The organism is Halomonas sp. PR-M31, assembly GCF_001039575.1.
Classification (GTDB): domain Bacteria; phylum Pseudomonadota; class Gammaproteobacteria; order Pseudomonadales; family Halomonadaceae; genus Modicisalibacter.
In genome coordinates, this window is record NZ_JIBT01000031.1 from 1 (window position 1) to 24886 (window position 24886).

The 24886-nt window shown below is 56.2% G+C and carries 19 protein-coding genes, 2 tRNA genes and 3 pseudogenes; 12 read left to right on the forward strand and 12 right to left on the reverse strand.

Going from position 1 to position 24886, the window contains the following annotated elements:
* From CH74_RS09265 to sdhC, 5 genes and pseudogenes are all read right to left on the reverse strand, one after another.
* Positions 1 to 1945: pseudogene (locus tag CH74_RS09265) on the reverse strand (2-oxoglutarate dehydrogenase E1 component); the annotation flags it as partial.
* A gap of 225 nt (positions 1946 to 2170) precedes the next feature.
* Positions 2171 to 2875 carry a succinate dehydrogenase iron-sulfur subunit gene (locus CH74_RS09270; RefSeq protein ID WP_048307178.1) on the reverse strand — a complete coding sequence of 235 codons (705 nt, stop codon included), beginning with the start codon at positions 2873 to 2875 and terminating at the stop codon, positions 2171 to 2173.
* 11 nt (positions 2876 to 2886) lie between these two features.
* A complete protein-coding gene (gene sdhA / locus CH74_RS09275; RefSeq protein ID WP_048307179.1) occupies positions 2887 to 4659 on the reverse strand; it encodes a succinate dehydrogenase flavoprotein subunit in 1773 nt (590 codons plus the stop codon).
* Between the two features lie 3 nt (positions 4660 to 4662).
* Positions 4663 to 5010: a succinate dehydrogenase, hydrophobic membrane anchor protein gene (gene sdhD / locus CH74_RS09280; protein ID WP_048307180.1), complete on the reverse strand. Its 348-nt coding sequence runs from the start codon at positions 5008 to 5010 to the stop codon at positions 4663 to 4665.
* Positions 5004 to 5381, reverse strand: coding sequence for a succinate dehydrogenase, cytochrome b556 subunit (gene sdhC / locus CH74_RS09285; RefSeq protein ID WP_048307181.1), 378 nt, complete (start codon positions 5379 to 5381; stop codon positions 5004 to 5006). Before sdhC ends, sdhD begins: the two co-directional genes overlap by 7 nt.
* Before the next feature lie 605 nt (positions 5382 to 5986).
* On the opposite strand from sdhC, the pseudogene gltA reads away from it, so the two are divergent.
* Positions 5987 to 7272 (forward strand): annotated as a pseudogene (gltA, locus tag CH74_RS09295) (citrate synthase).
* Positions 7273 to 7849: 577 nt separating this feature from the next.
* Here gltA and CH74_RS09300 read toward each other — a convergent pair.
* The 3 genes from CH74_RS09300 to gltX all read right to left on the reverse strand — a co-directional run bounded on the left by CH74_RS09300 (position 7850) and on the right by gltX (position 9592).
* Positions 7850 to 7925: transfer RNA gene (locus CH74_RS09300), tRNA-Glu, on the reverse strand.
* Between the two features lie 12 nt (positions 7926 to 7937).
* Positions 7938 to 8013: transfer RNA gene (locus CH74_RS09305), tRNA-Ala, on the reverse strand.
* Positions 8014 to 8107: 94 nt separating this feature from the next.
* Positions 8108 to 9592 (reverse strand): glutamate--tRNA ligase, encoded by a 1485-nt coding sequence (gene gltX / locus CH74_RS09310; protein ID WP_048307183.1) that lies wholly within the window; start codon positions 9590 to 9592, stop codon positions 8108 to 8110.
* Between the two features lie 164 nt (positions 9593 to 9756).
* Here gltX and CH74_RS09315 point away from each other — a divergent pair, with 164 nt between their 5' ends.
* The 4 genes from CH74_RS09315 (at position 9757) to dusA (ending at position 13056) form a co-directional block, all read left to right on the forward strand.
* The gene (locus tag CH74_RS09315; RefSeq protein WP_048307184.1) at positions 9757 to 10497 is read left to right on the forward strand and encodes an SDR family NAD(P)-dependent oxidoreductase; all 741 of its coding nucleotides are present in this window, start codon (positions 9757 to 9759) and stop codon (positions 10495 to 10497) included.
* A gap of 174 nt (positions 10498 to 10671) precedes the next feature.
* On the forward strand, positions 10672 to 10986 hold the full coding sequence (locus CH74_RS19525) for a helix-turn-helix domain-containing protein (protein ID WP_082140362.1): 315 nt from the start codon (positions 10672 to 10674) through the stop codon (positions 10984 to 10986).
* Positions 10974 to 11288 (forward strand): hypothetical protein, encoded by a 315-nt coding sequence (locus CH74_RS09320; RefSeq protein WP_048307185.1) that lies wholly within the window; start codon positions 10974 to 10976, stop codon positions 11286 to 11288. The genes CH74_RS19525 and CH74_RS09320 overlap by 13 nt, the downstream gene beginning before the upstream one ends.
* Positions 11289 to 12027: 739 nt before the next feature.
* A complete protein-coding gene (gene dusA / locus CH74_RS09325) occupies positions 12028 to 13056 on the forward strand; it encodes a tRNA dihydrouridine(20/20a) synthase DusA (RefSeq protein ID WP_048307186.1) in 1029 nt (342 codons plus the stop codon).
* A gap of 35 nt (positions 13057 to 13091) precedes the next feature.
* Here dusA and CH74_RS09330 read toward each other — a convergent pair whose 3' ends face one another.
* Both CH74_RS09330 and CH74_RS18975 read right to left on the reverse strand, forming a co-directional pair.
* A complete protein-coding gene (locus tag CH74_RS09330; protein ID WP_048307187.1) occupies positions 13092 to 14120 on the reverse strand; it encodes a succinylglutamate desuccinylase/aspartoacylase family protein in 1029 nt (342 codons plus the stop codon).
* 106 nt (positions 14121 to 14226) lie between these two features.
* Positions 14227 to 15567: a YceI family protein gene (locus tag CH74_RS18975; protein ID WP_253273021.1), complete on the reverse strand. Its 1341-nt coding sequence runs from the start codon at positions 15565 to 15567 to the stop codon at positions 14227 to 14229.
* Positions 15568 to 15767: 200 nt separating this feature from the next.
* On the opposite strand from CH74_RS18975, the gene CH74_RS09340 reads away from it, so the two are divergent.
* The 5 genes and pseudogenes from CH74_RS09340 to CH74_RS19530 all read left to right on the forward strand — a co-directional run.
* Positions 15768 to 16760 (forward strand): zinc-binding alcohol dehydrogenase, encoded by a 993-nt coding sequence (locus tag CH74_RS09340; RefSeq protein ID WP_048307188.1) that lies wholly within the window; start codon positions 15768 to 15770, stop codon positions 16758 to 16760.
* 13 nt (positions 16761 to 16773) lie between these two features.
* Positions 16774 to 17172, forward strand: a complete 399-nt coding sequence (locus tag CH74_RS09345; protein WP_048307189.1) for a 6-carboxytetrahydropterin synthase — start codon at positions 16774 to 16776, stop codon at positions 17170 to 17172.
* Positions 17169 to 18215, forward strand: coding sequence for a glycosyltransferase family 4 protein (locus CH74_RS09350; protein ID WP_253273022.1), 1047 nt, complete (start codon positions 17169 to 17171; stop codon positions 18213 to 18215). The genes CH74_RS09345 and CH74_RS09350 overlap by 4 nt, the downstream gene beginning before the upstream one ends.
* A gap of 13 nt (positions 18216 to 18228) precedes the next feature.
* Entirely contained in the window at positions 18229 to 19143 is a 915-nt protein-coding gene (locus CH74_RS09355; protein ID WP_048307190.1) for a class I SAM-dependent methyltransferase, read from the forward strand.
* Positions 19140 to 20060: pseudogene (locus CH74_RS19530) on the forward strand (lysylphosphatidylglycerol synthase transmembrane domain-containing protein); the annotation flags it as partial. The gene CH74_RS09355 and the pseudogene CH74_RS19530, both read left to right, overlap by 4 nt.
* A 33-nt stretch (positions 20061 to 20093) precedes the next feature.
* On the opposite strand, the gene CH74_RS18250 reads toward CH74_RS19530, so the two are convergent.
* Positions 20094 to 20999, reverse strand: coding sequence for a RibD family protein (locus tag CH74_RS18250; protein ID WP_367379108.1), 906 nt, complete (start codon positions 20997 to 20999; stop codon positions 20094 to 20096).
* 83 nt (positions 21000 to 21082) lie between these two features.
* Between CH74_RS18250 and ribA the strand changes: the two genes are divergently transcribed.
* Positions 21083 to 22198, forward strand: a complete 1116-nt coding sequence (gene ribA / locus CH74_RS09365; RefSeq protein WP_048307191.1) for a GTP cyclohydrolase II RibA — start codon at positions 21083 to 21085, stop codon at positions 22196 to 22198.
* Here the strand turns inward: ribA and CH74_RS09370 are convergent.
* Positions 22174 to 23025, reverse strand: coding sequence for a creatininase family protein (locus CH74_RS09370; protein ID WP_048307192.1), 852 nt, complete (start codon positions 23023 to 23025; stop codon positions 22174 to 22176). The two genes, ribA and CH74_RS09370, sit on opposite strands and share 25 nt — an antisense overlap.
* Positions 23026 to 23269: 244 nt before the next feature.
* On the opposite strand from CH74_RS09370, the gene CH74_RS09375 reads away from it, so the two are divergent.
* The gene (locus CH74_RS09375) at positions 23270 to 24829 is read left to right on the forward strand and encodes a cation:proton antiporter family protein (protein WP_048307193.1); all 1560 of its coding nucleotides are present in this window, start codon (positions 23270 to 23272) and stop codon (positions 24827 to 24829) included.
* Positions 24830 to 24886 lie beyond the last annotated feature (57 nt).

The window sequence follows — 24886 nt, forward strand, 5'->3', positions numbered from 1 at the left end:
AGAGGTACGTAGGTCGTTCCGTCTTTCTGGTTGTGAATTACCGCGTGACGGTGAGAGAAGGTGCCACGTCCGGAATCCTGGCCGGTCAGACGTACCGGATGCCCTTGATCGAGCAGCGTCGCATAGGCCAGGGTTTCGGCAAATCCCCAGTTCAGTGACATTCCGCCGGCCTGCATCTTGCGTCGATCTTCATAAATCTTGGCGACCTGACGCTGGACCTGGATACCATCCGGAATCTCGCACATGCGTGCCGCCAGGCTCTGCATGCGCTTCATATCAATAGTGGTATCCGCATCTCCGGTCCATTCGTGACCAATGTACGGGCCCCAATCGACGAAAAGTTCCGTATTGGGCTTTTTGACCAACGCATCCGCCACGTGATTACCCGCTTGAAGATCGTCCCGATACTTCTCGACCATGGCCTTGATGGTCTCTTCATCGATTACGCCTTCGTCGATCAAGCGAGACGCATAAATTTCCCGGGCACTTTGATGCTTCTTGATCTTGCTATACATCATCGGCTGGGTGCCGGAAGGTTCATCGGCTTCGTTGTGGCCGCGTCGGCGGTAGCACACCATGTCGATGACCACATCCTTGTGAAACTGTTGCCGATAGTCGACCGCTACCTGGGTGGCATGCAGCACCGCGTCTGCATCATCGCCGTTTACGTGAAAGATCGGCGCCTGAACCATCTTGGCAATGTCGGTGCAGTACTCCGTAGAACGGGTGTCTTCCGGATGTGATGTGGTAAAGCCAACCTGATTGTTGATGACGATATGGATAGTACCGCCAGTACGATAGCCCCGGGTTTGGGACATCTGGAAGGTTTCCATGACTACGCCCTGACCGGCGAAGGCCGCGTCACCGTGGACGTTGATCGGCAACACCTTGTCGCCTTCGGTATCTTCACGCCGATCCTGACGCGCCCGAACGGACCCTTCGACTACCGGAGCAGAGATTTCCAGATGTGATGGGTTGAAGGCCAGTGCCAGGTGCACCTCGCCTCCTGGCGTCATCACGTTGGAACTGAAGCCTGGTGATATTTTACGTCCCCCGAGCCCTTTTCGAGGATCTTCTTACCATCGAATTCCTCGATCAGCTCAGAGGGGCTCTTGCCGAGAATATTGACCAGCAGATTGAGGCGACCGCGGTGAGCCATACCGATGACTATTTCCTTGGTCCCGTACCCGCCTGTACGCTGAATAATCTCATCCATCATCGGGATGAAATTTTCACCGCCCTCAAGGCCAAAGCGTTTGGTTCCAGGGTATTTGGAGGCCAGATAATTCTCCAAACCTTCCGCCGCGGTCAATCGCTCCATGGTGTGCTTGCGCACATCGTCGCTGAACTTGGGCTGAGAACGCACCGACTCAAAACGTTGCTGTAACCAGCGCTTTTCCTCGGTATCGACGATATGCATGAACTCACAGCCGATACTGCGGCAATAGGTCTGGTTCAGCGCATCATAAATTTCCTTGAGCGGCGCCTTGTCCTTGCCCAAGAAAAAAGAGCCTGTCTGGAATTCGGCATCCATGTCAGCCTGAGACAGCTGATGGAAGGAAAGATCAAGATCGGGTACGGGAGCCGGATTGCGTAGATCCAAGGGATCGATATCGGCTTTTTGATGCCCCCGGAACCGGTAGGCGTTGATCAGCTGTAGAACCTTGACCTGCTTGCGACCTTCACCACTCTCGTCGCTATCCGCGGCATGTCCATTGCGGCGATTGCGCGCCAATTGATAGAACTGCTCACGAATCGGACTCAAGGGTATGTCGTGGGAAGTACTTCCCTCGGGACGTGGCAATTTATCGAAATAATTGCGCCACTCGTCCGGAATCTCGTTGGGATCAGTCAGATACTGCTCGTAAAGTGCCTCTACGTAGTGGGCGTTGCCACCACTCATGTGGGAGGTACGCCACATCAACTCCATTATGCCTTCTTGCATCACTCGATCACCTGCACTGATGAGGCATTGTCGTCGCCCGGTACGAGCACGCATCGGCGACACCCTTGCCCTGCCGTTAAAACCTGGCCTCGACGACGGTATCACGGCAGTAATGGCTAAAAGCCGGTGCACCCGGGCACCGGCTCTTGGCACTTAGGCCTGTTCCTTGGCGATTCATCGCTAAAAAGGAAACTGGCATCATGATAGCAAGCTACGGGCCACGATTTAAGTGGCATTCTCCATCAGCAGCTCGCGAATCTTGCCTATTGCGCGAGTCGGGTTCAGCCCTTTAGGGCATACGGCTACGCAATTCATGATGCCGCGGCAGCGAAAGACGCTAAACGGGTCTTCGAGTTCAGCCAGCCTCTCCCGAGCTGCGGTATCACGACTATCCGCCAGGAAGCGATACGCCTGCAACAATCCGGCAGGACCTACAAACTTGTCCGGATTCCACCAGAATGACGGGCAAGACGTAGAACAGCAGGCGCATAGAATGCACTCGTATAGCCCATCAAGCTTATCGCGCTCCTCAGGTGATTGTAGTCGCTCAATCGCTGGTGGCGTCGTGTCATTTTGCAAATAGGGTTGAATGCGCTCGTATTGCTTGTAGAAAATGCCCATATCGACCACCAGATCGCGCACGACCGGCAGACCCGGCAAGGGACGCAGTGTCAGCTTGTTGTCCTTTACCACGGACGACAGCGGCGTAATACACGCCAGACCATTGGTGCCGTTGATGTTCATGCCATCGGAGCCGCAGACACCTTCACGACAGCTGCGTCGATAAGCCGTCGAGCTATCCTGCTGTTTGATGAGCTCGAGGACGTTCAGGACCATCATGTCACGGCCTTGAGTGTCCACTTGGAACTCTTGCATGTAGGGGGCGGAGTCGGTTTCCGGATTGTAGCGATATATAGATACTTGAAGCATGACAGCCTTCCTCAGTAGGTCCGGATTTTAGGCTCGAAGGTATCGACGGTCTTGGGGGAGAAGTTCACATCGCGCTTGCCCAACTTTTTCTCGGTCGGGAAGTAAACGGAATGCTTCAGCCAGTTTTCGTCGTCACGATCCGGGTAATCATAGCGTGAGTGTGCACCGCGGCTTTCCTTACGCTCGAATGCGGAGATGGCGGTGGCCTCGGCAACTTCGAGCAGATTATCGAGCTCGAGAGCCTCGATACGTGCGGTATTGAACGTATCGGACTTGTCACCCAGCTGAGCATTCGCGATTCGCTCACGCAGTTCAGCGAGCTTTTTGACGCCCTCTTGCATGTTTTCCTCTTTGCGGAAAACACCAAAGTCATTTTGCATGACCGCTTGCAGATCCGTCTTCAGGGTCGCTACCGCTTCCCCATCGTTCGACTCGTTCCAGCGATTCATGCGTGCCATGGAGGAATCGATATCGGACTGAGAAGCTGCCATATAATCGACACCTTCGTTAAGCGCGCTCTCGATGAACATGCCTGCCGCACGGCCGAACACCACCAGATCCAGCAGCGAATTGCCACCCAGGCGGTTGGCGCCATGCACGGAAACACAGGCAACTTCACCGCAGGCGAATAGCCCGTTGACGATATGATCGTTGCCTTTGCCGTCTGGCATGATGGCCTGACCGTGTACATTGGTCGGGATACCACCCATCATGTAATGACAAGTCGGTACCACCGGGATCGGATCCTGGGCCGGGTTGACGTGAGCAAAGGTCTTGGCCAGCTCGACGATACCCGGTAGACGCTTATGCAGCACCTCTTCGCCCAGATGATCGAGCTTGAGCATGACGTGATCACCGTCTTCACCGCAGCCACGCCCTTCGAGCATTTCCATGACCATTGAACGCGCCACCACGTCACGGCTGGCTAGATCCTTTGCGTTGGGCGCATAGCGCTCCATGAAGCGCTCACCATCCTTGTTGATCAGATAGCCGCCTTCACCGCGACACCCCTCGGTGACCAGGGTTCCCGCACCGTAGATACCGGTCGGATGGAACTGCCACATCTCCATGTCCTGCATGGGGAAGCCGGCGCGCAATGCCATGCCGATACCGTCACCGGTGTTGATCAAGGCGTTGGTCGTAGAGGCAAAGATGCGACCTGCACCACCGGTCGCAAGGACCGTTGCCTTGGATTCCACGTGGACGACTTCGCCGGTCTCGATACACAAGGCGATACAGCCGACCACATCACCCTTGGTATTCTTGACCAGATCGACCGCATACCACTCGTTGAGGAAGACGGTATTGTTCTTGAGGTTATTCTGATAGAGCGTGTGCAGTAGCGCGTGCCCGGTACGATCCGCCGCAGCGCAAGTACGCGCGGCCTGCCCGCCTTCGCCAAAATTCTTGGACTGTCCGCCAAAGGGACGCTGGTAGATACGTCCGTTATCGAAACGCGAAAATGGCAGCCCCATGTGCTCGAGTTCGAATACCGCCTTGGGGCCCTCGGTGCACATATACTCGCAGGCTGCCTGGTCAGCGATGTAGTCGCTGCCCTTGACCGTGTCGTACATGTGCCAACGCCAATCATCGTTCGGATCGGCGGAACCGATGGCACAGGTGATGCCGCCTTGGGCGGATACCGTATGAGACCGAGTAGGAAACACCTTGGATAGTACAGCGGTTTTCTTGCCGGATTTGGCCAGCTCGAGCGCAGCTCGTAAGCCGGAACCACCACCACCGATGATAATGGCATCAAAGGATAAATTACGCATAGCGGACATCGATCAGGCTCCCCAGAGGATTTGTATGGCCCATACCAGGAACACAAAGATGGCAACGATCAACACCACTTGCGCACCAAAGCGTATTCTAATGGGCTTTATGTAATCGGTGATGACGGTCCACAGGCCGACCCAGGCATGCGCCGACAGTGCAATGAAAGCCAGCAACGAGAAGATGCGCATCCAGGTTTGAGAAAAGAACCCGTGCCAGGTTACATAATCCAACTGCGGATGAAGTAAAAAATACCCCACCATGAAAAGCGCATAGAGCGCCAGAATGGCCGCCGACACCTGCTGGATCAGCCAATCAGACAGCCCGCTACGACTAAAGTTCGTTACATTGGTTACCATACCCAGACTCCTGCCAGAATCACCAGCACAGCAGCGGCGATAAAAGTGATCTTTGATGTTTGCACGCCACCTTCCAGATCGATACCGATATCAAAATCCATCAGTAGGTGCCGCACACCTGCCACGAAATGGAAGGACAACGCCGACAACAACCCCCAGGCAATGAGCTTTGCAAGGAAGTTATATTCCAGCGCCTCGCGCACCGTCTCGAACCCTTGCGGTGAAGAGAGCGATGTATCAAGTGCCCAGAAGGCAAAAATCAAACCGACAAACAGAATGACGCCGGTGACACGATGGGTGATGGAAGTCAGGGCAGGGAGAGGAAACTTTATGGTGGAGAGATCGAGGTTTACGGGTCTTTTACTATTCACGGCTCGTCGCACACCCTATTGGCCCACTTAATTAATCACGCTTGTTCAATCACGCTTGACTAGAGTGGGTAGTGATTTTGAGGAAGGTTTTCAGTACTACGCCAGATGGCGCGACCGATTTCCGTTTGTACGTCGGCCGCGTAACTTCGATTATAGGGGATGAGAGCGAAGTATGACAAATCGTTACCGCCCTAACTCGACCATGGTGTTACTCTGGGTAACACCGCTACAAGCGGCCGCCAAAGGGTTGCAAAAGGCTCCAAGGCAACAACTATTTTGCTATCAAGATCAAATTGATAACATTCAAATACCTGCCTCGAATTCTTTGATCACTATAGATGAATTGACAAAATCAGAGACACTTTTATAGTGAGAGGGACATTTGCTGCTTCGCAGCAAATTCGAGCTAGTATTTCAGAACCTGTTCATGACCCCGCCTATCAAGACGGATCAGGATGAAACCTGCAGAAAAGCGCGGTTCATAGGCGCGAATCAGCACAACCTGAACCAGACTCATAGACGAGCGTGGCTTCAACGCTTTCCAGTCGACACGTACAGAATCGTGAACACGTTCTTACCAGCAATCGAAACGTAGGAGACCTAGCATGGCGGACAAGAAAGCGCATTTGACCATTGACGGCGTAGATGAAGCCATCGAATTTCCGATCTACTCAGGGACGCTCGGCCCGGACGCATTGATGTACGCGAACTGACTGAAAAAGGTCACTTCACTTTTGATCCTGGTTTCGTGGCTACCGCGGCCTGTGAGTCTGGTATCACTTATATCGACGGTGCCGAAGGCGTGCTGTTGCATCGCGGCTATCCTATCGACCAGCTGGCGCAGAATTCCAATTTCATCGAGCTGTGCTATCTGTTGTTGTTTGGGGATCTACCCAATGACGAACAGTATGAGAAATTTGAAACCACCATCAGCAAGCACACGATGGTGCACGAACAGATCGTCAATTTCTTCAAGGGTTTCCGCCGCGACGCTCACCCAATGGCTATCGTATGCGGCGTAGTAGGCGGCCTGGCGGCTTTCTACCATGACAATCTCGACATCTCCGACGAGAAACAGCGTCGGGTGAGCGCCATCCGATTGATTGCCAAGATGCCGACCATCGCGACCATGAGCTACAAGTACAACATCGGGCAGCCCTTCAACTATCCTCGCAATGACCTGAACTATGCCGAGAACTTCCTCTACATGATGTTCAGCAACCCCTGTGAGGAGTTCAAGATCAACCCGGTCTACGCCAAGGCCATGGATCGTATCTTCATGCTCCATGCGGATCATGAGCAGAACGCATCGACTTCGACGGTACGCCTGGCTGGCTCCACTGGCGCCAATCCGTTCGCTTGTATCAGTGCTGGCATTGCTGCCTTGTGGGGCCCAGCTCATGGTGGCGCCAACGAAGCAGTCCTCAATATGCTGGATGAGATCGGCGATGAGTCCGAAGAGAACATTCAGCGCTTTGTCGACAAGGCCAAGGACAAGGATGATCCGTTCAAGCTTATGGGCTTTGGCCACCGGGTTTATAAGAATTTCGATCCTCGTGCCAAGGTCATGAAAGAGACCTGCGACGAAGTTCTCGAAGAGCTGGGTCGGGCAGACGATCCCAAATTGAAGATAGCCAAGCGCCTCGAGCAGATCGCGCTGGAGGACGACTACTTCATCGAACGCAAGCTCTACCCCAACGTGGACTTCTATTCCGGCATCATCCTCAACGCGATTGGCATTCCCACCAACATGTTCACGGTCATCTTCGCTGTGGCACGCACCATTGGCTGGATTTCCCATTGGAACGAGATGCTCAGCAACGAGTATCGCATCGGACGTCCGCGTCAGCTTTATGTAGGCCATACCAAGCGCGACTATCCAACCAAATAACCCCTGACCCGTCGAACTGCCAGGCCGCCTAAGGGCGGCCTTTCATTTAGTGTGGCTCTACCCTCTCCAAACTTCTTGTTCCTCTCCTTTGATCGCCGCCCCCAAAGGTCGAAAAGAGCATCTTTTTGGCTTCTTCACCGCCTGCACGCGCTTGCGAATAACGTAATACTCATACTCAATGGCGCTTTTTGGACCCTTGATCACCTTTTCCACACTTTCTGTGGATAAAGCTGTTCACAACCTTTAGAGAACGTCACATAATCGCCATGAACAGCGGCCTGGCAACAAATTGGCTAATTTTTAACCATAAATAAGATGTTGATTTCAAAGGAATTTTTTAAGAAGCCAGTAACCGCGGGGCTTTCGGGCGTTCTATGCACAAGGCGCTAATGAATGAAGCAAAGGTGGGGAAAAAAGTTGCCCGTTGTCAACCGGAACTAAGAAAAATAAAGCACTTATTGACTAATTCGCCATTGCCAACAGCATTAGATTTATAGCACGCACAAGAACAGGCCCAAAAATATATTATTGGGCTAACTGAACGAACGATGAGGGAATAGATTACATCTAAAAAAGGTGGCGTCCCATAGGGGGTTCGAACCCCTGTTACCGCCGTGAAAGGGCGGTGTCCTGGACCACTAGACGAATGGGACATTGCAGCATCATGGTGGAGCCTACCGGGATCGAACCGGTGACCTCGACGCTGCCAGCGTCGCGCTCTCCCAGCTGAGCTAAGGCCCCTTTCCAAAAAAGTTCTGTCCTGCTAGAACGGGGCATATGCTACTCATACACCCCTGATCGGTCAACGGTTTTTTATTTATTCAACCTGTTCAGCTTACTCAAGTTCGCGAAACGCTTTCTCGAATGCCTTGGTCTGCTTCTTGGAAATTCCGCCTAGCACCATAATGGCATGTCGTAGTCGTGCCCGGGTCATATCCGACCCCAGAATGACCATTGCATCCATCACCGATGTTGATGTCGTCGATCCTGTGATAGCGATGAACACTGGCGCCAGAAACGCCTTCATCTTGAGTTCGAAGTAGTCGCCCAGTTGCTTCACCTCTGGTAGTAGGCTGTCTTTATCCCAGGGCGATACTCGTTCCAGACGCCAAACCAGAAACTGCAACAGCTTGAGCAGCTTCTCTCGCTCAAGGGACACGGAATCGAAACTATGCTCATCGATGGTTGGCATGCCCGAAAAGAAATGTCCTGCCAGGGGCGCCACGTCAGACAGTGTCTCAATACGAGGGCGCACCTGGGGCAGTATTTGACTGACATACTCTTCATTGAACGCCCATTCCCGCAGGGCATGCAGCAGCCCCTTATCGTCCAGGTCTTCGCGGATGTAAAGACCGTTCAACCAGGTCAGCTTTTCCAGATCGAACACTGGTCCGCCTAACGATACCCGCTGAATGTCGAAGTGCGTCATCATCTCTTCGAGGCTAAATTTCTCGCGTTCGTCCGGCATCGACCAGCCCATACGGCCCAGGTAGTTGGTCAATGCCTGAGGCAGAAAGCCCATGCGCCGGTAGTAATTGATCGACGTGGGATTCTTGCGCTTGGAGAGCTTGGTCTTGTCCGGATTGCGCAGCAGCGGCAGATGACACAGCGCCGGCATCTGCCAATCAAAGTACTCATAGAGCAGCCGGTGCTTGGGCGCGGAGTTGATCCATTCCTCCCCTCTCAAGACATGGGTAATGCCCATCAAATGATCGTCGACCACATTGGCCATATGATAGGTAGGCATGCCATCGGACTTGAGCAGAATCTGCGCGTCCACCTGGGTCCAGTCGACTTCGATGCTACCGCGCAGCATGTCTTCAATGACACAGACGCCCTCCTCCGGCACCTTCATGCGTATTACATAGGGCCAGCCTTCGGTTTCTCGTCGTTCGATCTCTTCCTGGGGCAATACCAGGTCTTTCGGTTTGAGCGCCCCATGCACCCCTTCAGCCTTGCGGCTTTCACGTAATTCGTTCAGTTCCTCGCTGGTGCGATAGCATTTGAAGGCGTGCCCTGCGTCGAGCAGTTGCTGAGCGTGGCGCGCATAGATATCGCCCCGCTCGCTTTGACGATAAGGGCCATGAGGCCCGCCGACATCCGGCCCTTCATCCCACTCAAGCCCCAGCCAGCGCAACGAATCGAGGATCATGTGCTCGGATTCAGCAGTCGAGCGCTGACGATCCGTGTCCTCGATACGCAAAATGAACTGACCGCCATGCTGACGGGCAAAACAAAGATTGAACAAGGCGACATAGGCAGTGCCTACATGAGGATCCCCGGTAGGGGACGGCGCGATTCGGGTACGTACGGTAGTCATGGCATCCGTTCCGTTGGCTTGAAGGATGGCCGCATTATACGCACCTGACGCCTACTCGACAGTCTGCGTCAGCCGCTTGGATCGACTGCCTGGTGCAACAGGCGGATGCACAGTAGCGGCAATCGTCTATATTTGTTTTCTTTGATATCAATTAAGGAGTCGCCATGCTCGCGCAACTGCCCGATGATTTCAGCGCTCTGGTACTGGGTGCTTCCGGTGGAATCGGCCATGCGGTACTTGAAGCGCTGCTGGCCAGTCAAAAACCAGGGCGCATCATTGCAGTCAGTCGTCACGCCCTGAAACTGGAAGATCCGCGCCTGGAATGCCTGGCCCTGGATATCACGACTCAAGAAGGACAGGGCGCTCTCGCCGCGCACTTAGAAGACACCCCGCTTCATCTGGTCTTCAACGCCATTGGTATGCTCCATGACGACGACGCAGGCATTGCTCCGGAAAAGCGCTTTGAGGATCTGGAATTCGACGCGCTGGCGCATCTATTTCATGTCAACGCCGCTGCTCCTGTGATGCTGTTCAAGACACTCAAGGGATCTTTGCAGGGTCAGCACCCCGTTATCTTTGCCAGTCTTTCCGCCCGAGTGGGCTCCATCGAAGACAATGGTTTGGGCGGCTGGTATGCCTACCGCGCCAGTAAAGCGGCTCACAACATGTTGTTGAAGAACGCCGCCATTGAGCTCAAGCGTCTCAATCGACAAGCCATCGTTTTATGTTTGCATCCAGGCACCACTGATACAGGCCTGTCACAACCTTTTCAGGCCCGAGTACCCGAGGGAAAATTGTTCACTCCAGACTTCGTGGCAAAGCATCTGCTGGAGGTCATGGATCAGCGCAGACCAGAGGATAGCGGCAGTTTTTGGGATTGGGCCGGTGAACCCATTCCCTGGTAAATTCACGAGAGTTTGCTTTACTAGTAGATAATCTACGTTATGTCGAGACTGGCGATCAATTGTGTTTTCAACTCTTGAGAAATCTAGGAATTATCCATAGCATCCTGATAATCCTAAACAAACTTCGACTCGTTTTCTCTATGCTGGGACCGAATGGAATCGTGAGATATCTTGATGGAAGCCCTAGGTGCTCGAATAAAACAACTACGCCAACAGGCCAAGCTCAGCAAGGCGGGTTTGGCACGCAAGGTGGGCGTATCGGACGTGTCGATCTCCTATTGGGAGTCCGGTACCATTCGTCAGATCGGTCATGAGCGCCTTTTGGCGCTGGCTGAGGCACTAGGATGCAGCCTTGATGACTTACTCAAGACGCCCATCCCTCAACCTAAATCTCAGCGCGTACTCTATATTCAGGTTCATCAATCGCCCCCTGGTTTCAACAGGCTGCCCCAGTCACGATTCTGGGCGACATCCCCGTGCCCAATTTGAGCGGAGACTGCCATCTGGTTACCCCTGCATCTGGGGAGAAATTCGATTTCATCGAAACCGGGGATCTGGCCGCAGTATTACCGACCAATACGTTTCTACAAGATGGGCTATATATCCTCGAGCGCTTTGGACAATTGATCGTGCGCTATCTTTCTCGTACGGATAACGGCGACATCGATATCAGCGACGAATCCAAGCATATGGAGCAAGCTCCGGCGAGCGATTTACCCTATAAATTGCTTGGTCAGGTACGTGCTCTATGGCAGCTCACCGATATAGACAAGGAATCGTTTTACGATTAGGAAAACACCCTTGGAATGCATTGATAAAGCCACACAAAAGTAGGCCCGGCCATTACTGGCCGGGCCTTGCAGAGCAACGCACTCCGCTAACGAAGAGTCCTCGGGTTTCCCTGGCGTCAAGGGCGTACTGCCTGAATCGCCTCCTTCCCCACTATGATCGTCCTGATCACGCACTTCCTGTGCTTGCAGCCTTTCATTGGCTACTGCTCTTCGCTTGAATACTCCAATCGCCTTGATGATTTGCGAATCCGTGCAACGCCACTATCCAACGATAGTGCATACCCTTCCTGGTATATCTTGATGCGATTTGAAGTGAAGTCAGCATCTTGCTGTCTTCTAATGCCATGCATCCTGCTGGCAAATCGAACCACTCCTTGCTCGATGAAAGGCATTATGAGGTACTTGAACCGAATTTGACTTAACCTGGATTAATCAAAGGCGAGTGATGGTGTAAGTAAATAACGGCATATTTTGTAAGACATTTCTTACAAAATATGCACACAGACTAATACCATTTCCGTGTTTGGCTAACCCTATTTAAACCGACGAATTTGACAACTTATCTGCATACTCTACGACCTCGCACAGATCATGTTTCCGTGACTATGGCAGGAATGCCAGACAGGAAGCGAAAATTAGCCCAACAATGCTTCATTTTTCATGGCCCTTTTATATGGGTATGGCATGCGGATACAGCACATGTGTGAGAAAATGTTAACTTTTCAACGCCATTTTTCCTATGCACCTTGAAACGAATCGCCTCCCATTAGACAGAACCTTCTCCGTGGCGCCGATGATGGATTGGACGACCCGCGACTACCGGGCTTTCGCTCGTACGTTGACGCGTCATGCGCTGCTCTATACGGAGATGGTCACCACTGGTGCCATTTTGCACGGGCATCCACGCGAGCGCTTTCTCGGGCACGACGATGTGGAGCACCCCTTGGCATTACAGCTGGGGGGTAGCGATGCCAGTGAACTGGCAGAGTGTGCCGCCATTGCACAAGCCTGGGGTTATGATGAGGTCAATCTCAATGTAGGCTGCCCTAGTGATCGGGTGCAGAACAACCTGATCGGCGCTTGTCTCATGGCGTATCCGGATAAAGTAGCCGCCGCCGTCAAGGCAATGACTGCGGCGGTGAGCATTCCCGTGACGGTGAAATGTCGTATTGGTATCGACGCCCAGGATGAAGATGAAGATCTCGAGCGTTTTATCGGTACAGTCGCCGGCGCTGGTTGCAACACTTTCATCGTTCATGCCCGCAAGGCCTGGCTGGAAGGGTTGTCACCCAAGGAAAACCGCGACATACCGCCGCTGAACTATGCCCGGGTCCACCGTCTCAAGACAGCCCACCCTGACCTGCATATCGGCATCAATGGCGGCCTGAAAACCCTGACCGACTGCCAAGCCCAGCTCGAGCATGTGGATAGCATCATGGTGGGTCGTGAAGCCTATCAGAACCCCTGGCTGCTTGCGGCGGTGGATGAGACTTTCTATGGAGAGCCCGGGCCGGCGCACAGCCGACATCAGGCCGCGATGGCGTTGCGCCCCTATATTGCAAAGCGCTTGAGCGAAGGTGCCAAACTCAACCATGTGACCCGTCATCTGCTGGGGCTGTTCCAGGGCTGCCCCGGAGGCCGGCGATTCCGCCGCCATCTGTCCGAAAACGCGCATCGTGAAGGAGCCGGCCTGCAGGTCTTCGACGATGCGCTGGGCCTGGTTGACATGGGTGTCGGAAAGACCGAAAACAGCCCCGTCATGGTGTAATGTCGATACGCCAGTCAACATCTTGGAAAACAGTACTATATCGTCTCGAGAGCAGGCTCAAAATCTTGCTGGAAAGACTCCACGGCGTTTTCCGCTTCTTCGATGGCATCGAAGCGGGCCACGTGAAACAGCGCCTCCCCTTCGTTGACCAAGGGTAGATTGCTCATGCCGATAACAATCCCATCCGCATTGGCAATGACCTCCCCTTCGGCGTTGCCAAACGGGTCCGCGACCAGCCCCAACAGCTGCCCCTTGGCTACTCGAGCACCAAGTCTCACCCGAGGGCGCAGGATGCCATCCCCGGTTGCTCTCGCCCAGCTCGAACCGTTGGCGATCTCCGTAGGCCTTGATATTGCACGCTGGCGACTGGTTGCCAACATGCCCAACGTGCGCATCACCCGCAGAATGCCGCGAACACCGGGTGCAATCGACCATTCATCGAAACGCAGCGCCTCCCCTGCTTCGTAGGTCAAAACCGGCACGCCACGACTCTGGGCATAGGCACGCAGACTGCCTTCACGGAGCTCCGCATTGAGAATCACCGGTGCCCCGAAGGCATCCGCCATGCGTGCGGTCTCGCTGCTGGAGCCCAGCTGGGCGCGAATCTGAGGCAGGTTGGTGCGATGAATGGCACCGGTGTGTAGGTCAATGATGTGGGTGGCTAGATCGACGATCTGCTCACGAAAGAGTGCCGCCACCCGAGAACCCAGCGAGCCTGCTTCAGCCCCGGGGAAGCAGCGATTGAGATCGCGCCGATCCGGTAGATACCGAGTGTGCTGAACGAATCCAAAGACATTGACGACGGGTACCGCAATCAGCGTGCCACGCAAACGGCGCAGCGCAGATGAGCGCAACAGACGCCGCACGATCTCGACGCCGTTGATTTCGTCTCCATGAATGGCACTGCACACAAGCAACACCGGGCCGGGCTGGCGCCCATGCACGACCTCCACGGGTATATGCAGAGGTGCATGGGTATAGAGCTTGGCAATGGGGACATCGATTTGAGTACGAGTACCAGGAGCAACATGCACACCGGCGAGTTCGAAAGAGCTTCGGGCCATCATGGCTTCCCTTGAGAAAACAGCGTTTTCTTTATACGCCGTGATGGACGCGATGACGACCCTTTATCTTACTTTCATGCCAAATTCGAATGAAGCCATTGAATGGTCACTGTCGAATACCCTCGAACTCGAAAATCAACTCCACCTCGTCACCGACCATGCCGTTGTCGACGCCGTAGGTCATGCCCCATTCGCTGCGGTTCAAGGTCGTACGAGCCGACAACCCAAAGGTGTACTGCTTGTGGCCGAAAGGATATTTTTCCGCCTTGTTGAGCGTGACATCAAGGGTCACCGGATGCGTCTCTCCCAGCATGGTGAGATCCCCGGTCAGCGTTCCTTGCGTATCGCTGTCGGCGTTGAAATCCGTGGCTTCGAAAACGATGGCTGGATACTCTTCTGCATCCAGGAAATCGTCACTCAATACATGCCCATCGCGCTTTTCATGGTTGGTGAAAAGACTGGCAGCAGGTATTTCCACTCGAGCCGAGGAAAGCGTCTGGGCCTGCTCGTCGTAAACGAACTCCCCCTCTCCTTCCAAAAACATGCCCAGCTGCTTTTGATAGCCAATATGATCTATCAAAAAGCCAATGGAAAAATGCTCCGGATCAATGCGATAGGTTTGCGGCTCTGCCTGGGCCGTTGACGCTCCCAACAGAAGCCCGCCTGTCACTGCCACTATGGATACAGAACTGCGTAGTGCGGTCAACATGTCGAAATCTCCTGATGAGTCGTTAGAAATCGTTTGATAGCAATCCTTTCTTCTTGGCCGATAGCAACGTATGTCCACCAAGAACGACAAGGACAGCAACAACAGCGATAACGCGGCCATACCCGACGCCATGGCATTCGAGATCAATGGGAGTAATCCACATAATAGCGTCAGCGCCTGCCACACGCAGATGATTTTGCGGCGGCGACTTTCGGGTAGTGTCCGGTTGAGCCAGGGCCAGATTTGCCCGGCCAGAATGAAGCCGTATCGCATCAAACCGATCAGCAACACCCAGGCGCCCACCTTATCGAGCACGACAAGTGCCAGACACAGCACCAGAATGAAAAAGGCGTCCAGTTCCATGTCAAAACGAGCCCCGAAGGCCGTCGCAGAGCGTGTCAGCCGCGCAATCCAGCCATCTAACCCATCGAGAATCAAGGCGCCCAACGCCAGAACCGCCATGACGACAGCGTGCTCTGCCATGAAATCCGGAAACAGGATTGCGCCGGCCAGAATCGCAACGAGCATGCCGCGCAGCAGCGTGACACGATTGGCCCAGCCCAACCAGCGCCGCGTGGCGGGCCAGGACTTGAGCACCATCACGATCATGACCAGATAAACTGCACCCGCGCTCAAGCGAAGCCCCACCGGCGCGGCCAACCACAGCAACAGCCCTTCCAGCAATCCCACGAATAAAATCAAGGCGATGATGCACTCGACCAGAGTCAATGCACTCAACCGACTATCCTGTGGGGCATTCGCTACCGACTGTCGATTACCATGCTGCATGCGACACCTATGAGTGATCGTGCTGAATGGCGACTTCACTACATACAACTTTTGTACAATAATTGAACAACATGCTCACAAGCGAGTCGATACTTGTAGAACATTGTTCTACTCTACTGCTTTATTAGCGTGTTAAGAAGGAAAACGCCATGTCCTCCATCACTGCTCAATCCTTTTGGACGCTGGCCCCGGGGCATGGTGCCTTGCGCAATGAAACATTACCGCCTCCTGGCCCCGATGAGGTATTGATCCATACTCGCTACAGTGCAATCAGTCGCGGCACTGAACGCCTCGTCTTCAATGGACAGGTGCCGGCGAGCGAACGTTCACGCATGCGTGCTCCTTTTCAACAGGGCGAATTCCCCGGGCCTGTCAAATACGGCTACGCAAGCGTCGGCATCGTTGAACAGGGCCCAGAACATTTGCTGAACCGCGCCGTCTTTTGTCTGTACCCCCATCAGGATCGCTATGTGGTGCCTCAGGACGCAGTGCTAGTACTTCCACCCGGCTTACCTTTCGAGCGCGCTGTGCTGGCCGCCAATATGGAAACTGCCATCAACGGCCTGTGGGATGCAGGCCCCCGGGTGGGGGACCGTATCAGCGTCATCGGCGCTGGGGTCGTCGGTGCGCTGATCGCCTATTTGTGCACGCGGATTGCCGGTACGCGAGTACAACTGATCGATATTGTATCCCGGCGCCAGCCCCTTGCGGCCGCGCTGGAGGTTCCCTTTTGTCTTCCCCACCAGGCGGAAGGCGATAACGATCTGGTGATTCATGCCAGTGGTTCCTGCGAAGGGCTCCGCACCGGGCTTGAACTGGCCGGCAAGGAAGCCACCTTGATTGAAATGAGCTGGTTCGGCCAGAAGGAAGTGAGCCTGCCGTTGGGTGAAGCGTTTCACTCCCGCCGCCTGACGCTGCGTGCAAGCCAGGTGGGTACCGTGGCGCCGGCACGCAGCGCGCGCTGGAGTTATCAGCGCCGCCTGAGTCTTGCCCTCGATCTACTGCAGGACCCTTGCCTGGACGCACTCATCAGCGGTGAAAGCGATTTCAGGAACCTGCCGGAATCAATGCCGCGTCTGCTTGAAGATAACGACGTACTGTGTCATCGGGTGGCCTACCCGCAGATGGATCATTTTATATAAGGAAATCAGCTTCATGTTCAGCTTGACCGTTCGCGATCATTTCATGATTGCTCATAGCTTCAGTGGCGACGTTTTCGGCCCTGCCCAGCGCCAGCACGGAGCTACCTATGTAGTGGACGTCACCTTCAAGCGCCCAAGCCTGGACGATGACGATCTGGTCATCGACATTGGTTTAGCCAGCAGCACCCTTCACGCCGTTCTCGATGAGTTCAACCTGCGCAACCTGGATGAGACCGAAGAGTTCAAGGGCCGCAATACCACCACGGAATTCATGGCCAAGGTCGTTTTCGATCGGCTTGCCCGAGCCATCGAGGAGGGTCGCCTAGGGCCTGCCGCCAGTGAGCTAAGCGAGATGAATGTAACCCTGCATGAGTCTCATATTGCCTGGGCGAGCTACGAGGGGGCGCTTTGAGTCATCACCTGACGTTTATTCTGGCCGGAGACCCCAACCAGCTGACCGGCGGTTATCTTTATGACGCCCGCATGGTCGAAGCGCTGCGTGAGCAAGGTTGGAGTGTGGAGGTCATCGGTCTCGCGGGGCGATTCCCGGAGCCCGATGCCACCGCCGCCCAATCCATGGAAGATGCGCTTGCCAGGCAGCCCGAGGGCGCCAAGATAGTCATCGACGGTCTGGCCCTGGGAGGGTTGCCTGAGGTAATCGCCAAGCACTCTAAGCGTCTTGAGCTGACGGCGCTGGTGCATCACCCACTGGCGGATGAAACCGATCTCGACCAGGCTCAGCGAACCCGATTCACCCTGAGCGAGACCCGGTCGCTGACCGCAGTTAATCGCATCATCGCCACCAGCGCATTCACCGCTCGTCGCCTGGCGGATTTCAACGTCGAGGCAGCGCGCATCGCGGTCATCGAGCCCGGCGTCGAGCCGGCGCCGCTGGCGGAATACGAAAACGATAGCGCCGCGACAGGCCAGCACCTGCTGTGCGTGGCCACCCTCATTCCACGTAAAGGGCAGGACGTCCTGATCGATGCCCTAGCCCGACTCAACGAGTACGACTGGCGGTGCGATTTGATCGGCTCACCGGATCGCGATCCGCGTTTCGCCGAGAAGATCGCTCATCTTATTCGCGAGCATGGTCTTGAGGATCGCATTTGCTTGCACGGCGAACAGTCGGAAGAAGCGCTTGGGCAGGCCTATCACGAAGCGGATCTTTTTGTGTTGCCCTCTTTCTATGAGGGCTACGGCATGGTGATCAGCGAAGCGCTGGCCCGAGGCTTACCTGTCATCACCACGACCGGAGGCGCCTTGGCGCATACCCTGCCGGACGCCGCGGGACTGAGCGTGCCCCCCAGGGACAGCCAGGCGCTGACCCAGGCATTAAAGCGCTGGTTCGACGAGCCCGATCTACGCAAGTATCTGTACCTGGGCGCCGGCAAGCCCGGGAAAATCTTACCGACTGGCAAACCGCCGGCACCGCTTTCGCCAAGGCATTGTTAGGAGGCTCGAATTCATGACGCAACCGGCCCCGGGCAGTATTTTCGATACCGGCTGGCTGAGTCTTCGCGAGAGCGCAGACGCCGCTGCCCGGGACGAAACGTTGACCCACCAGGCGATAGAGTATCTGCAGCAACGAAAGCAGCCTGGGCGCGCCCTGTCGCTTATCGATCTGGGCAGCGGCGGCGGCAGCAATCTGCGTTTTCTCGCACCGCGACTGCCCGGACCGCAGTCCTGGAGGCTAATCGATCATGATGCGGATCTGCTCAAAGAGGCCATCGCGTCAGCAACCCCTCTTTGCGACGGCAGCGGTGAGTCCATCGATGTCCAGGCGGATTGCAGGAGTCTTGCCGATATCGAAGCCGACTGGTTTTCCGGCTGCGATCTAATCAGCGCCTCGGCGCTTTTCGATCTGGTGTCCCTTGACTGGTTGGAACGGCTAGCGGCAGCCTGTGCGGCGCAGCAAACCGCGGTGCTGTTCACCATGAGCGTGACCGGCGACTGGCGTTTTCTCGACGCCGACGGTCAAATTCAGGAAATACCCGAGGATCGCTGGGTGCGGGATCAGCTCATCGCCCATCAGCAGAGAGACAAGGGCCTGGGTATCGCCTTGGGCAGTCGCGCCCCTCAAGCCCTGGTGCAGGCGTTCGCTCGGCAGGGTTATCAGGTGAAAAGCGCTCCGAGCCCTTGGCGATTGTTTCCCGGTCAACCCGATACCCAGGCATTGGGTCACAGCTTGATCGAAGGCTGGGCCGGCGCCGTACACGAACAAACACCCAACAAGCGGCAACGACTGGAACGCTGGCTGGTCCATCGGCTTTCTCAATTGAATGCTGGTGCCTTGGGTCTTGAGGTGGGTCACAAGGACTTTTTTGCCTGCCCGCCGGCCCCGGGCTCAAAGGCCTCAGACTCAACGAGTGATGACCAATGAGACTGCCCCGCGCCCATCTATGGCTTCGCCTGCTGGCGAGCCTTGCGCTGCTGGGCGCACTCTCATTGTGGCTTGATACGTCCGCCATCGTGGCGGAAATCCAGGGGCTATCGCCTTACTGGGTTCTACTGGCGCTGATACTGACCCTGCCTCAGGTAGCGATCTCTGCCTGGCGCTGGCGCCTTACCGCCCGGCTGCTGAACATTCGCTTGCCCTGGCGAGTGGCTCTGGGCGACTACTACCTGGCGACCTTTCTCAATCAAGTACTTCCCGGCGGCGTCATGGGGGATGCCACTCGGGCCTGGCGCCATGCTCAGGCCAGTGGCCAACGCGCAGCAGCACTGCGGGCGGTCATCATTGAGCGCACCTCCGGACAGCTGGTACTAGCGGCCATGGCCTGCGCAACGCTGTTCTCGCCGATCTGGCATCAGCCTTTGGCCCGATTCTCGCATTCGCTGTTGAATAACGCTGCCAGTCACTCGCTGTCCGCCAGCGTCTGGCTTGGAGGACTTTTTTTACTGTTAATGCTCGGGCTGCTATTCAAGCGCATCATTCGCCGGCCTCCACGCCTGTTCAAGACACGCTACAGCGCACTGTTGACCGGGCTCTTCAAGGGGCTGGGCGGGGATCTGCATCGCACGCTGCTGAGTCATCGGGCCTGGCCTCGTCAGCTTTTGGGCTCGGCGCTGGTGGTATGCAGCTATGTAGCGGTGTTCGTCTGCGCGGCGCGGGCCATCGGCAGCGATCTTCCTCTGACAACGCTGCTGACGCTGATTCCGTTGGTGCTGCTGGCCATGGCCATTCCACTCTCCGTGGCGGGCTGGGGGCTGCGTGAAGGCGCGGCGGCGCTGGTATGGGCCGGCGCCGGCCTGGCGCCGGCTCAGGGCGTGGCGATATCCGTAGCCTACGGTCTGCTGGTGCTGATCTCGAGCCTGCCTGGGGCGCTGTTTCTAATCCGCCGTCGCTCGCGGCGGCTCGTCGGCGGTGAGCATCAGATCGAACAGGGTGTCCTCACCGCAGGGAAAGGTCCTGGACCGGGGTCGCAGCGCCTGATCGAGAGTCGCGATGGGTGTCAGATCGAGCCCCGGGCGTCCCGAGCCGATCAAAAGCGGTGCGATCAGCATATGCAGGCGGTGCAGTACGCCGGCTTCGAGAAAGCGCGAGATGGTCACCCCGCCGCCTTCGATCAATACCCGTTTGAGCCCGCGCCCGCGCAATGCATCGAGCACACCGCGCGGATCGAACCCTTGGGGCCCCAGGGGCAGCATGATGCGCTCCACGTGACTGCCAAAGACTCCCGCCACCGTGGCGCCCTCGCCGATAATATGCAGGGTCGGGGCCTCACCGGAGTAAAAGACATACCGAGCGCTATCGAGTCGTCCGCGCGGGTCGAGCACCACCCGCACCGGAGGGCGCCCCGAGACGTGGCGCACGTTGAGCTGGGGGTCGTCCGCCTCGACGGTACCGGCACCGACCAGGACCGCATCCATCAAGGCCCGCAGCCGATGCAGATGAATGCGGCTTTCAAGCCCGTTGATGTAGTGGGACGCGCCGGTCACGGTGGCGATTCGACCATCCAGGCTCTGACCGAGCTGAGCGATCGCCAAGGGTTCGGTTCGCGCCACCAATGGCAGCAGATTATCAAACAGACGCCGCACCTCGTCAGCAACCCCTGCCTGACAAGTCCAGGCGCCGCCTTCGATGACGTGAAACCGCGTTCCATGCGTCACATCAGGGATATCAGCAATGAAAGGAGTGGAAGATGACCAATCATGATCTCGAACAAGGCACAGCAGCTGCCAGGCGGAATCGATATTGAAACTAGCGGCGTTCATCAAGCCTCTCTCACTTGCCATTCAAGTCTTGCCATTCACATAAAGGCGAATAGCTATCATGAGTAGCACGGCGCGCCAGCACAAGCTTGTATTAAGGAGATGTCATGCATCAGGTTGAACGAGCCATTTTCGATCTTCGTCGCGGGCTTCCGGTGCTATTACGCGACAGCGAACAGGATATTCTTGTCCAGCCCATCGAAAGTCTTGACGATGGCGTTCTTGAGCACCTCATTGCAACGGCGGGTGAAGCTCCGGGGCTTATACTCAGTCGTCATCGCCTGGCACTGCTGGGCAAGTCGATCGAGAGTGAAACCGCCCGGCTGCCCTTGGTTCCGGAAATGCTGAAAACCGAACGGCTCAACGAACTTGCCTTCGGCGTCGATTCCAGCGCAATTGCGCAGGATATCCTGCCGGCCAGTCGCGCCGATCATGCAGCCTTGACGCTGATGCGTCGGGCGCTACTGATACCGGCAGCGCTCACCGCCCGGCTAGCCAAGGAGTCTCGTGAAACCATCGAGACGTTGATTGTCCAGGGAGAGCTGCTGGCGGTCGAAGCGGCAGATGCGGAGCGCTGTTTCGAGGCAGCCAACGGACTGCTCAAGCGCGTCAGCGAAGCGCAAATTCCACTGGCGGAAGCCCTCGAGAGCCGTTTCATCCTGTTTCGCGAACCCGACGGACTGCGGGAGCACGTCGCCATCCTCATCGGCGATCCCGCCGCCTGGCAGGAAGCAGTGCCCTTGCGCATGCACTCCGCTTGCCTGACCGGCGATCTGTTTGCCAGCCTGCGCTGCGACTGCGGCGAACAGCTGCGCAACGCGGTTGCGGATATCGATGACATGGGCGGCGGCGTATTGCTCTATCTGGCCCAGGAGGGGCGCGGCATCGGCCTTGCCAACAAGCTGCGTGCCTACGCCATGCAGGATGAAGGGCTCGATACCGTGGACGCGGATCAGCACCTGGGCTTTGGTGAGGATGAGCGGCGCTATAGTGTGGCGGTGGATATGCTGGCGGCCTTGGGTATCCAGCGCATACAGCTTTTGACCAACAATCCCGTCAAGATCGCGGCATTGACCGAAGGCGGCATCGAAGTTACCGAGCGCCAGGCGCTCTATGGCCGCCTGACGAAGCAGAACTATCGCTATTTGAACGCCAAGTCAAAACGTGCCGGCCATATGCTCGATGCGGTATTGGAAAACTACGATCGGCTCGGGGGCAAATGAGAAGAGGACAAACAAGAAGGAGGTACTTGAAAGTCCTTTATATCCATGGCGCGGGTTTCCTCGAAAAGCGCCGCTAAAAGCGCGGCATAATGCTCGACCAGTCGGGCGCCGAGTTTGGCGTCGGCGAGTCGGGCATTGCCGACCACCCCACCCGAATGCAGGTCTTCGGCAAGCCAGGCGAAGGCCGCCTCTCCTTCCGGCCCCAGCCACTGACCTTGGGCGGCCATTGTTTCCCCTCGAGAAGACGGATGATCGATCTGTGTGTGGCGCACCTTGTGGGGCGCCAGATACAGCATCATCGCGGTTTCAAGCGCCCCTCCATGCAGACCATGACGAAGCTCTTCCAAAGGGAGCGCTTCGGCAGGTATCGGAAAGCGCATGTAGTGGGCCTTGACCACCAGCATGCCCCAGCGCTTACGCAGCTTGAGAGCGGCGATATCCGCTACTGCCTTGTTGCCACCATGGCTATTGAGCAGCACCAGACGCCGCACGCCGGCCCGGGCAATGGAGTCGCCGTAAGCTTCGATCACCGCAATCGCGGTTTCCGGGGGCAGGCTCAGCGTACCCGCGTAGCTTGAGTGCTCCTGGCTTGCCCCCACCGCCAGGGCCGGCAATGCAAGCAAAGGAAAAGCATCAGGCAGCTTGTTCATGGCCGCCTGTAGAAGCCCCAGACCGATATCCAGGTCCGTGGATAGAGGAAGATGCGCACCATGTTGCTCGATGGCTGCCAAAGGCAGCACGGCTACGCTGTCTTGCTGCAGAGCCCGTTCCAGCTCCGGTGAGCTCAGCTCTTGCCAATAGCGAGAAGACGCGGCGGGATCGGACATGATGACTCCGGATAGTGAATAGACAATTTCAGGAAATCATACGCTGAGATATATTTTTCGTATCTGCATGTTTCCCAACATGCTTATCATCACCTTTATCGATATGAGATTCACTCATATCAGCGCTGGTAACCTATTTTGTAATCAAGTAAAAACAATGCGTCCGTAGAATGTTTTTCTTGCGTATTCTTTATTAGCGTTCTGCCTTGGCAGAATTGCCACGAAATTTCTGGAGTTCGATCGAATGCTGGAAGTCATTTGCCTGACCTTTGCCCTGGTATTGGGCTTGATTGCCCGTGGCTTTGGCCTGCCACCTCTGATCGGCTTTCTCGGCGCCGGTTTTGTCATCAACTCCCTAGGCGATGCCGTTGCACTGCCCCCCTCGACGCCAGAGGTGCTTCACTATATTGCCCATCTGGGTGTGCTGCTTCTGCTGTTCAGCGTCGGGCTCAAGCTCAAGCTCAAGAGCCTCGTACAACCCGAGGTCATTGGCGGTGGGCTGGCGCACTTCGCGGTGACGGTAAGCGTGTTCGCCATGGGCCTCCACTGGATGGCCGGTGTCGACTGGATGAACTCGTTGATTCTGGCCATCGCATTGGCCTTTTCCAGTACGGTGCTCGCCGCCAAGAGTCTTGAGGAGCGCCGTGAGCTGCGCTCCTTCCACGGGCGCGTGGCGATCGGCATTCTGGTCATTCAGGATTTAATCGCCCTGGGCGTGCTGGTATTTTCTATCGGCCAGGTGCCCTCGCCCTGGGCACTTTTATTGCTTGGTCTCCCCTTGCTGCGCCCAGTGCTTCATCGTCTGATCGATGCCAGCGGTCACGACGAACTGTTGATGATGATGGGACTGGTGCTGGCCCTGGTCATCGGCGGCGCCGGTTTCACGGCGCTTGGGCTGTCCAGTGAAGTGGGCGCTTTGGTACTGGGAACGCTGATTTCCCAGCACCCTCGCGCCCAGGAAATCGGCAAATCCCTATGGGCGCTCAAGGAGCTGTTCCTGGTCGGCTTCTTTCTCGAGATCGGCATGTCGGGATTACCGGACTGGCACTCCTTCGGCTTTGCTCTGGCCTTCGTCGTCTTGCTGCCTTTGAAAGCAGCGCTGTTCTTCTTTCTACTCATCCTGTTCCGCCTGCGGGCGCGCAATGCCTTTGAGGCATCGGTCAATCTCAGTAGCTACAGTGAATTCGGCCTGATCGTGGCCGCAGTCCTGGTGCCGGATTCGCTGGTAGGTCTGGCCATGGCGGTTGCCCTGTCGTTTCTGGTGGTATCGCCCCTGCAGCGTAAGGCCCACTCGCTGTTCGGTCGGATCGAACCCTGGCTTACCCGTTTCGAGACCCACAACTGGCACCCGGATGAACAGCCCGCTTCTCTCGGGAGCGCCCAGGTCATGGTCATCGGCATGGGGCGCACCGGCACGGCGACCTACGATCGCCTGCGTGAGGACGGCATCGATGTGATCGGGATCGATGCAGACCCCAGCCGCGTCGAAAGTCACACCGCCGACGGGCGACATGTCGTTTACGCGGATGGAGAGGACATCAGTTTCTGGAATGCGCTCAAGCTCCATGGCATCGAGGCGGTGGTTCTGACCCTACCGGATGCGCAATCCAAGATCTTTGCGACACAACAATTGCGCAGTCATGGCTTTACGGGGGCCATCGTTGCGCATAGCCTCTATCAGGACGAGGCGGAATCGATCCATCTTGCCGGTGCCGATCAGACCTATCTGACCATGCATGAGGCAGGCCTGGGTCTTGCAGAGCATGTGCGTCAGGATACGAACATCAGACGTCAGGTCTCCTGACGGCATCAAGCGTCTGCTAAGCCTCGTGGACCCCTTACCAGAATAGTGGCTTGAGGA

Bases quoted from the DNA above. Each gene is read 5' to 3' on its own strand.
- CH74_RS09270 (WP_048307178.1), bottom strand. From the start codon at position 2,875: ATGCTTCAAGTATCTATATATCGCTACAATCCGGAAACCGACTCCGCC.
- sdhA (WP_048307179.1), bottom strand. From the start codon at position 4,659: ATGTCCGCTATGCGTAATTTATCCTTTGATGCCATTATCATCGGTGGT.
- sdhD (WP_048307180.1), bottom strand. From the start codon at position 5,010: ATGGTAACCAATGTAACGAACTTTAGTCGTAGCGGGCTGTCTGATTGG.
- gltX (WP_048307183.1), bottom strand. From the start codon at position 9,592: ATGACTACCGTACGTACCCGAATCGCGCCGTCCCCTACCGGGGATCCT.
- CH74_RS09315 (WP_048307184.1), top strand. From the start codon at position 9,757: ATGCTCGCGCAACTGCCCGATGATTTCAGCGCTCTGGTACTGGGTGCT.
- CH74_RS19525 (WP_082140362.1), top strand. From the start codon at position 10,672: ATGGAAGCCCTAGGTGCTCGAATAAAACAACTACGCCAACAGGCCAAG.
- dusA (WP_048307186.1), top strand. From the start codon at position 12,028: ATGCACCTTGAAACGAATCGCCTCCCATTAGACAGAACCTTCTCCGTG.
- CH74_RS09330 (WP_048307187.1), bottom strand. From the start codon at position 14,120: ATGGCCCGAAGCTCTTTCGAACTCGCCGGTGTGCATGTTGCTCCTGGT.
- CH74_RS09340 (WP_048307188.1), top strand. From the start codon at position 15,768: ATGTCCTCCATCACTGCTCAATCCTTTTGGACGCTGGCCCCGGGGCAT.
- CH74_RS09345 (WP_048307189.1), top strand. From the start codon at position 16,774: ATGTTCAGCTTGACCGTTCGCGATCATTTCATGATTGCTCATAGCTTC.
- CH74_RS09355 (WP_048307190.1), top strand. From the start codon at position 18,229: ATGACGCAACCGGCCCCGGGCAGTATTTTCGATACCGGCTGGCTGAGT.
- CH74_RS18250 (WP_367379108.1), bottom strand. From the start codon at position 20,999: ATGGCAAGTGAGAGAGGCTTGATGAACGCCGCTAGTTTCAATATCGAT.
- ribA (WP_048307191.1), top strand. From the start codon at position 21,083: ATGCATCAGGTTGAACGAGCCATTTTCGATCTTCGTCGCGGGCTTCCG.
- CH74_RS09370 (WP_048307192.1), bottom strand. From the start codon at position 23,025: ATGTCCGATCCCGCCGCGTCTTCTCGCTATTGGCAAGAGCTGAGCTCA.
- CH74_RS09375 (WP_048307193.1), top strand. From the start codon at position 23,270: ATGCTGGAAGTCATTTGCCTGACCTTTGCCCTGGTATTGGGCTTGATT.